An 8,992-nucleotide genomic window follows, 5' to 3' on the forward strand; every position below is an offset into this window, starting at 1 on the left:
GACCATGCCGATTAAAAATTGGCCATTGGCTTTAAACCAATTTGAAATTTTATGTGGAGATTCAGGGTATGATTTAGTAACAAAAATAATTTAACTTACACAAAGAAAATGATTGACCCCCTGCCTTAATAAAAAAAGATTTGATGATAATCTACATCAATTGTTAATCTATTTTTATTTCTAATTCTTTTTTTTCAATTATTTTAGAAAATTTTATAAATGATTCATTTTTATGACTTATTAATATAATTGAGGTATCTTTTAATTCTTTGTAGAGTTGATTAATAGAAGCTAATTCACTGTCATTATCCATTGCATTAAATGATTCATCTAAAAATAATATATTAGGTTTATTAATTATACTTCTAATAATTGCTATTTTTTGCTTTTCTCCACCACTTAATACTCTTTCCCATTCACTTTCCTCATCTAGTAGCATTTTTAAATGGTCTATGCCTAGTGATTTTAATAAATATTCTAAATATTGAGCATCATTATATTCACGTAGTGGATAAACAAGTGTTGCTTTTAATGTACCAGCCGGCATATAGCTTTTTTGTGGTACGAACATTATTTTAGATTTTTCTGGGTATATAATTTCCCCAGATGCATACGGCCATATTCCTTTCAATGTTCTAAATATAGTAGATTTTCCACTTCCATTTTTTCCTGTCAATATATAGTTGTTTTTAAAGATAACTTTTGTGGTTTTTTCTAATATTTTATCCCCACTAGGTAGATATATTTCTAAATTATTTAGTTTAATTTCTTCACCCTCAAATTTTATCTGCAATCTCTGATTATTTTTTTGTTCCTTGCATTCTTCCATATTATTTTGAAATCCATATAGCCTTTCTATAACAGCTTTTAAGGTTGCTATACTTATATATGACTCTATCATCCAAGATAACGCCGTTTTTATTTCATCAAATGCTTTAATTGTTTGCATTAAAACTCCTAAAGTTATTGCTGCAACAAAATATTTTGGTGCCAATACTAATATTGGTAATATTACTGCTGTTTGATTATAGAATGAAACAAAGGATACTATTTTCATTTCTCTAAATATCATCTCTTTTGTATTATGAACTATCTTTTCAAACTTTTTTAATATTCCATCTTTTTCAAAGTCCCCCGCATCATACATTGCTATTGCTTCTGCATTTTCTCTTGTTCTAATTAGTTGATATCTAAAATCAGCTTCTTTTTTTTCTCCTTTATACAATATTTCTGATAATGGCTTACCTATTATGTGTGTTAGACATGTCCCTAATAATGCATATGCTAATGCAACCCACACTAAACATCCCGGTATATTTATTTTATATGAATATATTTCAAATTCTAATACCCCTGATAAACTCCATAATATTATTACAAAACTTATTAAGGTTGTTACTGATCGAATCACACCTAAAAATAGCACTATTGATATTGTTGAAAATTCTTTCACATCATTCGATATTCTTTGATCTGGATTATCTATCTCTTTATCTAATACTTTTGATAGGTAATAATTATTACCTTCGACCCATTTATTAATATACTTTTTTGTTTGCCACATCCTCCATTCTAATGCATACCACAGTTGTGAAACTGTTTTTAATAAAGAGTTTCCTATATAGATGGCAGCCAAAATTATAAATATTAATATTTGTTTTTTAAATTCTATTTTATCTAAGTTCTGCAAAGCATCATAAAATGCACCATACCATTTTGTTAATCTTACTATCAAATATACATTGAATAACTCAAATGTTATTAATCCTATAAGACCAATAATTGCTATTTTCTTTTTTTCGCTTATTAAAAATTTTATTACTAATTTTATCCACAAGATAAATAAATTTTCTCTTTTTTTCATTTTTTATAATCCGTTCTACTTTAAATGTTTAAATTTTTATACAACATATTCTATTTCTTTACTTTTTTCATTTAATTCTACTATCATCATCTCATTTATTCCTTTATCATCAACTACCTCTTTTGTTCTTTCCCTTATTTTTTTCCTCGCTTCCATTTTTGTTATTCCTAAATATTTCTTCATTATATAGCTTTCATACAGACTTTCTCTAAGTACTTCATATTCATTTGTTCTAAATATGCTGTGATATGATATGTGCCTTATAGCTCTTAATATGCCATATTCATCTTCTTTTCTTTCTGCTTGGTTTATTTTAACATATTCCTCAAATTCTTTTCTTTCCGTTGTTTCATCTATTTTGAGCTTTATATATTCTGATATTTTTTTATCCATTTTATTTACTACTTCCTCTTTCTTCTCTTCCATATTTTTCGTTATATTATTCATATCTAGCTCTCTATCTCCTACTCCATATTCTCCATTCATTATTTTTTCTATTGTGTCCTCCTTTATTAACCAGCTAAATACTGCCTTAAAGTTATTTTTTGTTTTCTTTTCTCCCATCAGAAATTGGCTACTATTTATTTTGCATGCATATTCCCTCCAATTATTTAGATCTCCGCTAAATGCTGTTTTATAAAGATTTAATAATACTTCTTGGTTCTTTTTATTACTATAAGCTTTAACTGGACTGATTGAATACTCAAATACTTTGTTCCAGATGTAAACCATTTTATTTACTATTTCTTTTTCATTAACATTTATAGGATTTTCTTCTATTTTTTCCTTTAAAGTATTTTCTAACTCAACGTCATCCTTTTTATAAGAAGATCTATTTGTATAGTTATTTCTATTGTTACTTATTAAGATTGTTTCTTTTTGGACTGTTCGATTGTTTCTTTTTTTATTAATATTTAATAATGAATTTAATTTAAAGTAATCTATAGAGTACCATTTTGTGTGATTCCATTTTTTGGCGTTAATTTTTTTAGATACAATCAATCCTTCTTTTTCTAGAGAGTAAACAATTCTTTTTAAGGTAGATATGGACCAATTAAATTGTTTAGCCCAAGATTCTATAGTATTATATATCCACTTAACTTTGTTTAATTCTATATCACGGCCACATTTATTGAGCCAATAGTTTAGCTTAAATATAAAAAGTGCTTTTTTATATCCTACTGCTTTTTCTAATGTAAAATATGAAAAAGTAAAATCATTTAGAATCTGTGTTTTTTGATGCTCAAAAGGCAAGTAACCTGTAGGTTCGCCAAAAGTAGCGTCAAAATTATCTATATTAAGATAATTGCTTAATAATTGCATATTTGTCTCCTTTTTTGTTGTAAAGAAGCACAATAAAATCTTGCAAAATACACATAATATGCGTATACTTAATGTATCAGAATAAGGCGGGGTATTTAATTATGCTTCGCTTTTTTTTATTATCTCTTTTTCATTCAATGTATATTTAGTGATGTTATCATAATAATTAACACGAATTAATATTATTGCAACAAAAAAATAATTTTTTCTAATTTTTTCATGCAAGTAATAATTTTACATTTAATTAAATAAAGTGTATGGTCGAAATTAATAGTGATAAGTTATAAAAATAATGAAACAGAATATTTTTTTTTCTCAAAGTATAATAGCTTTAATTTCAGGAATCACTCAGTCAACAATTAGCAGATATATATCTAGTAATCACATAGAACATGTAAATGGCACTGAAAAAAGAAAAAAATATTCTTTTGAAAATGTTAGAAATATTATGAAGGATCTATATTCAGATGAGATGGTAGTAACAAAGCAAATACAAGTTTTTTTTAATTTTAAGGGAGGGACTGGTAAAACAAGTCTTTGTTATCAAACTTCAATATTATTTTCATTATTAGGCTTTAAAGTATTAGTATTAGATTGTGATCCTCAGGGACATTTATCATATTCTTTCGGATTTAGTGAAGAAGAAGATAAAATGACTCTGTATGACGTTATAGTGAATAAGGTAGGTATAGAGGAAACTATAAAACCTGTCTACCCTGGTTTAGATATTATTCCTGCTAACATATCTTTAACAAGATTAGAATTGCCAATTAATCAAATGCCTAACCGAGAAAAAGTGCTATCAAAAATACTAGAGGGGGTGAAGCAAAAATATGACTTTATTTTCATTGATACAAATCCTACAATAAGTACGGTTAATAGAAATGCTACGTTAGTTGCTGATGTGCTCAATGTTGTATGTGAAACGCAATACTACAGTTTGAAGGGTTTAGAGATATTAATGAGTGAAATAGATGATTTCTCAGATGCTATGGAAAAGAAAATTAACTATGTTATTATCCCCAATAAATATGAATCTAAAACTGCGACATCTCAGGAAGTACTTGGAACATTAAGAAAAAAATATGGGAGTTATGTAATGGAATCAATTATTAGGAAATGTGAAGATATTAATATTTCTGCTAAGAAAAAATTACCAGTAATTGGATTTTGTAATAAAAGATCGATAGCAGTTGAGGATGTGTTAGATTTAACAAAAGAAATGTTAAGAAAATCTACAGTAAATAAACAAGGAGTAATTTTAGATGAAAATTGATAAAGCAAAAGTAAGGTATTTAGAAGAGGATGATAATTCTCAAAATAAAATAGCTAATAAAAATTCCAGAGTTAGCAGTTATACTGAAGACTTTAAGGGAGAATATTATAATTTAAAATTAGATAAATTAATTCCATTCAAAAATCAAGCACGGGTATATTTTGACCAAGAAAGCCTTGAGTCATTAGCGCAAACAATAAAAGAGCATGGTATACGCCAACCACTTACAGTAATACCATCTGATGAAAAGAGTGGATATTATGAAATTGTGAGTGGAGAAAGAAGATTTAGAGCGGCTAAGTTAGTAGGTTTATTAACTGTTCCATGTATCATAATACATGATAAAAAGAGAGCTGAAGAAATATCAATAATAGAGAATATCCAAAGAAAAGACTTGCACCCAGTAGAATTGATGAAAGCATATTCTAATTTGCTAAACAATAGTATATGTAGTTCCTATAGTGAGATAGCAAAAAAAGTAGGGGTATCAAAATCTTCTGTAGTAGAGATTATGAATTTAAGAAATTTAGCGGAAGAAATAAGAATTTCATTAGTTGAAAATGAAATAAAGGCCAGAGATTTTTTAAGAGAGTTATGTCATGCAGAGGAAGAAAAAAGAAGAAAGTTAGTTGAAGAATATTTGGTAATCAAAAATAAAAAGAAGCTATCAAACCCAAAAAGGTCAATTAAAACCAGGTCGAAGGTACTTGATATTTATATTAACAACAACCAATTAGAAGTAGTAATAAATAAAATTGAACAATTGACAGAAAAGCAAAAAGATGAATGTATTAAACTAATTCAAGACATTTTAGAGTAATTGAAATTATAAAAGCGGTCGCAGTTGCGACCGTATTAAAACAAAAGAATTTGGAAGAAGTTTTTATTTTGGCACCGTCAAGTCCTTTTGATACCATCTTTAAAGTCAAATAAAAAATCATCAGTTTTCAGTGAATGGTTAAAGCAGTAAAAAATTTTATATCTGCACATTAAGAATTTCATGTAATTGCCCTGCCATGCACTAACTGATTGTAAGCACGTTGCTTCACCTTTTTTACTCCCTCGTATCGCTTTTCCATCTATTACTATTTGCTCTACTTTTTTCCTTTATTTATAATTTTTTTTGCGTTATTTCTTAATTTATCATGCGCCAAGCAAAACAACCCACAAAAGTTAATTTAGCGCCAACCTAAATGACCCACCCCAGCGCCAAGTAGACCTCCACTTCATAAGTGATTAAAAAGACTAATTTAATGATGATATATAATATGGCAACAACACGAGAAAAAACATAGCCTTGACTTGTAAGATTTGGTTCACAACATTTATCAAAGGTAAAATTCGCCTTCCGTACATAAAGACGAGGTATGCTTGTTAATCACCGACTTTAATAAAATCGCCAACCCACTGTGAATCCTAGCTTTATTCTGCAATATATGTATAAATATTTCAAGACAAATTATGAATTAAATACGTCTTTTTTGATTGAAAACGAGCTAAAGCAATAATAAGTGTAAATAGGCATTGTCAGGAGGGCTGCAACTAACCCCAATATCTGTCTTCTTCATCTAGAGATTGAATTGTAGTATCATCAGAAAAGCAATGTCTATCATCAGCTGCAGTAGCAATTTTATGAAGTAACTCATACATTGAATCATCTAAATCCTTTTTGTTTTTATATTCTACCTTTAAAATATATTCTCCATCACCAAGTTTTTTATAAGCAGAATCGTAATCAGGGAGAATCCAACTTTCAATTTCCTCAATAACTTTCTTTTTCCCTCTTACATATTTTGTATTGTTTTCTATATTTAAAGAAAGTTTAACTCTCATGAATTTTTTATGATTGTCCAAATCAGCATTATTTTTCTTTTTATTTTTCATATTGCGAACTTTAATAAAAGAAAAGAGAGTAGGGTAGGTGACACCTAGAATTTTAGAGATAGAAAGCATTGATACCTTTTTATCTAGTAACTCTTGAATTTGTTCTTTATGAGGTTCTAATTTAGATTTGCCAGCTCCTTTAGGTCTACCAAGCTTAACTCCTTGGGCTTTTTTTGCAGCAAGTGCTACTTTTGTTCTGTCACTAATTAAATCTCTTTCAAGTTCTGCAAATAACCCAAACATTGTAATTGAGACCTTAGATTGGATAGAGTGCTTATTTTGCAAATTGATACCTTCCTTGATAGTAATAAGCTTTACTTTTTTTTCAATTAAGCAATTAACAATTTTTAAAATTTCTGAAAGACTTCTACCCAGTCTTGATAATTCAGTAATGATTAAAATATCATTTTCTTGAAGAGTAGCAAAAACTTCATTAATTTTTCGCTCATTTTGATTTTTTCTTGAAGAAATTTCAACTTCTATAAATTTATCAACAATAAAACTGTTTTTTCTAGCAAATTCATTAATAGAATTTTTTTGATTTTTTAAATCTTGCAAAGAAGTAGAGATTCTAATATATCCTAAGATCATTAATCACAAGGAGTAAAGAGATTGTTATTAATGGCAGATTTATCAAAAGAAAAAGTCTGCTTATATCCCAAATTATAATTAAGTTTAGAAATAAGAGAATCAGAAAAATCTGTATTTTTAAGTTCATATTCTTCAAGAGCGAGCCAAAGCACGTTATGATATTCAAAAGCAAATTCTTCAGTAGAAAGTATAATTCTAATAGTTGATGAGATTTGTTGTTGAGTGTATTTATAACCTTTTTCTAAAACCCAGATAAATTCACATAAAACAATATTATTTATAAAAATAGATTGGGGTTTATTGTTATAAATTGCCAATAAGTTTTCAGCAGCTTCGGCTTGTTGCAGATCGTCTTGAGTTATATACCTGACAAGAATGTTAGTATCAATTGCGATCATTTACTTATTTTTAATAATTTCATTCATTTCATCGCAAGATAATGTTTTATCAGGCTTAGGAAGAAATCCTTTTAAATCTCTCAGAGATTTATTAACTGGGAGCATAATAATAGAATCACCCTTATTAATGAACTCAAATTTATTACTAGCTTTTAGTCGTAGTTTATTTCTAATAAGTGCAGGGATAGTTATCTGTCCTTTTTCATTCATAGTAGAGTATAAAGACTTTTCCATAAGAATAATGTATAAATTAACATATAGTATATATTTATAGCAATAGAAATATAATAGCAACCAGTTATTAAGTAGATGCACTACAAAAAAACAAAGTGTAGTAATATCTCTTAATTAAGGGTAAAATAAGAGCAAAAATTAGAGTAAAAAAGAACTTTGTTTAAGAAAAGGTAAAAAGCTATTTATACTTTATAATAATAGACAAGAAAAAGCAACTATTCATTGGTAAATAATCTCTTTATAAAACGGCCGTTTCTTTTTTATAACATGAACTTGTATTTTGCCTGATTGAATCTCCCTTTTTTAAATAAAACATTTTTTTCTATACCTTCTTTTAAATCCCTGCTAGCTGTTGCCGAAGAAATATCTTTATGTAAGATTATATACTCCTTTCTAGTAAACCAGTCTTTTAAATACTCCTTAGCATAATTTAGCCTTTCTGCAACAGTATTAATTTGCGAAGTTATAGTTTCTGTGTACAGTTTTAGAGTTATTAAAATTTGTTCTAAAGAAAACTCAATAAATACAGTAGATTCTCCATTTTGATCACATACTCCCAGAGACTCATAATACTGTTCTTGATTTTGCTTAATGATAAATTCTACAGGAATGTACCCAAATATTTGATTTTCCCTCATTAGTAATAGTTGCTGCCACAACCTTCCCATTCTACCGTTCCCGTCTAAAAATGGGTGTATAAACTCCATTTCATAATGAAATATACACGCTTTTAACAGCCATGAAGTCTCTTTATCGATTTTTAAAAAGTTAAATAAGTTTTCCATTAAACTGGCAACTCTTTTAGCTGGTGGCGCTATATGTGCCAATTTTTGTTTTTTAAAAATACCAACCCCAGTAATTCTCCATTCGCCAACTGTATCCAATAAATTTTTCATAAGTAGAGCATGGGCTTCTTTAAAATCCTGTATATCCAAGGGGTTCCATATATGAAGTTTACTATAAACTTCAATAGCATTTTTTACTTCTATTATATCCTTTTTTGGCGCCAAAACCCTCTTTGCATTAATAATAGAGGTAATTTGCTTTTCATTAAGCATGTTACCTTCCATAGCGAGAGATGCTTGAATTGTCTGAATCATATTCTTGCGACGTAGCTCTATAGGAGGAGGTGATAATTTAGCTCCCTTCAATAGTCCAAGCTCATGTCCTATCTTATGAGAAAGAGTTAAAATTTTAGAGGTAATTTTAAAGGGAGGATAATATTTCATAAGTGATAGTATCATATGATACTATCACTTTCAATACCTAGTTATACTTTGTAAATAACTTTATTTAATCGAGTAGAGAGGCGCATTGCAGCACCTCGCTCTCACACCACCGTACAAGCGATGTCGCATAGGGCGGTTTCAGATTTGTGTTTACCAAAAGCAGAGTACATAGAGAAGAGATTAATCTTCTCAA

General features: G+C 28.3%; 8 protein-coding genes. 2 read left to right on the top strand and 6 right to left on the bottom strand.

What is annotated here, in order from left to right; translation table 11 throughout:
* Positions 1–163: 163 nt before the first annotated feature.
* Together L8D11_RS01860 and L8D11_RS01865 are read right to left on the bottom strand one after the other, a co-directional pair.
* Positions 164–1,864, bottom strand: coding sequence for an ABC transporter ATP-binding protein/permease (locus tag L8D11_RS01860; protein WP_236869979.1), 1,701 nt, complete (start codon positions 1,862–1,864; stop codon positions 164–166).
* A gap of 36 nt (positions 1,865–1,900) precedes the next feature.
* Positions 1,901–3,187: a hypothetical protein gene (locus L8D11_RS01865; protein ID WP_236869980.1), complete on the bottom strand. Its 1,287-nt coding sequence runs from the start codon at positions 3,185–3,187 to the stop codon at positions 1,901–1,903.
* Positions 3,188–3,479: 292 nt separating this feature from the next.
* Here L8D11_RS01865 and L8D11_RS01870 point away from each other — a divergent pair, with 292 nt between their 5' ends.
* A complete protein-coding gene (locus L8D11_RS01870; RefSeq protein ID WP_236869981.1) occupies positions 3,480–4,463 on the top strand; it encodes a ParA family protein in 984 nt (327 codons plus the stop codon).
* Positions 4,453–5,283 (top strand): ParB/RepB/Spo0J family partition protein, encoded by an 831-nt coding sequence (locus tag L8D11_RS01875; RefSeq protein WP_236869982.1) that lies wholly within the window; start codon positions 4,453–4,455, stop codon positions 5,281–5,283. The genes L8D11_RS01870 and L8D11_RS01875 overlap by 11 nt, the downstream gene beginning before the upstream one ends.
* A gap of 722 nt (positions 5,284–6,005) precedes the next feature.
* Here L8D11_RS01875 and L8D11_RS01880 read toward each other — a convergent pair.
* The 4 genes from L8D11_RS01880 to L8D11_RS01895 all read right to left on the bottom strand — a co-directional run bounded on the left by L8D11_RS01880 (position 6,006) and on the right by L8D11_RS01895 (position 8,799).
* On the bottom strand, positions 6,006–6,938 hold the full coding sequence (locus tag L8D11_RS01880) for a recombinase family protein (protein ID WP_236869983.1): 933 nt from the start codon (positions 6,936–6,938) through the stop codon (positions 6,006–6,008).
* A complete protein-coding gene (locus L8D11_RS01885) occupies positions 6,938–7,336 on the bottom strand; it encodes a PIN domain-containing protein (protein ID WP_236869984.1) in 399 nt (132 codons plus the stop codon). Before L8D11_RS01885 ends, L8D11_RS01880 begins: the two co-directional genes overlap by 1 nt.
* Complete coding sequence (locus L8D11_RS01890; RefSeq protein ID WP_236869985.1) at positions 7,337–7,570, bottom strand: AbrB/MazE/SpoVT family DNA-binding domain-containing protein; 234 nt, start codon at positions 7,568–7,570, stop codon at positions 7,337–7,339.
* Positions 7,571–7,830: 260 nt separating this feature from the next.
* A complete protein-coding gene (locus L8D11_RS01895; RefSeq protein WP_236869986.1) occupies positions 7,831–8,799 on the bottom strand; it encodes a Fic family protein in 969 nt (322 codons plus the stop codon).
* Positions 8,800–8,992 lie beyond the last annotated feature (193 nt).

The organism is Candidatus Bandiella numerosa, assembly GCF_021811875.1.
GTDB classification, from domain to species: Bacteria; Pseudomonadota; Alphaproteobacteria; order Rickettsiales; family Midichloriaceae; genus Aquirickettsia; species Aquirickettsia numerosa_A.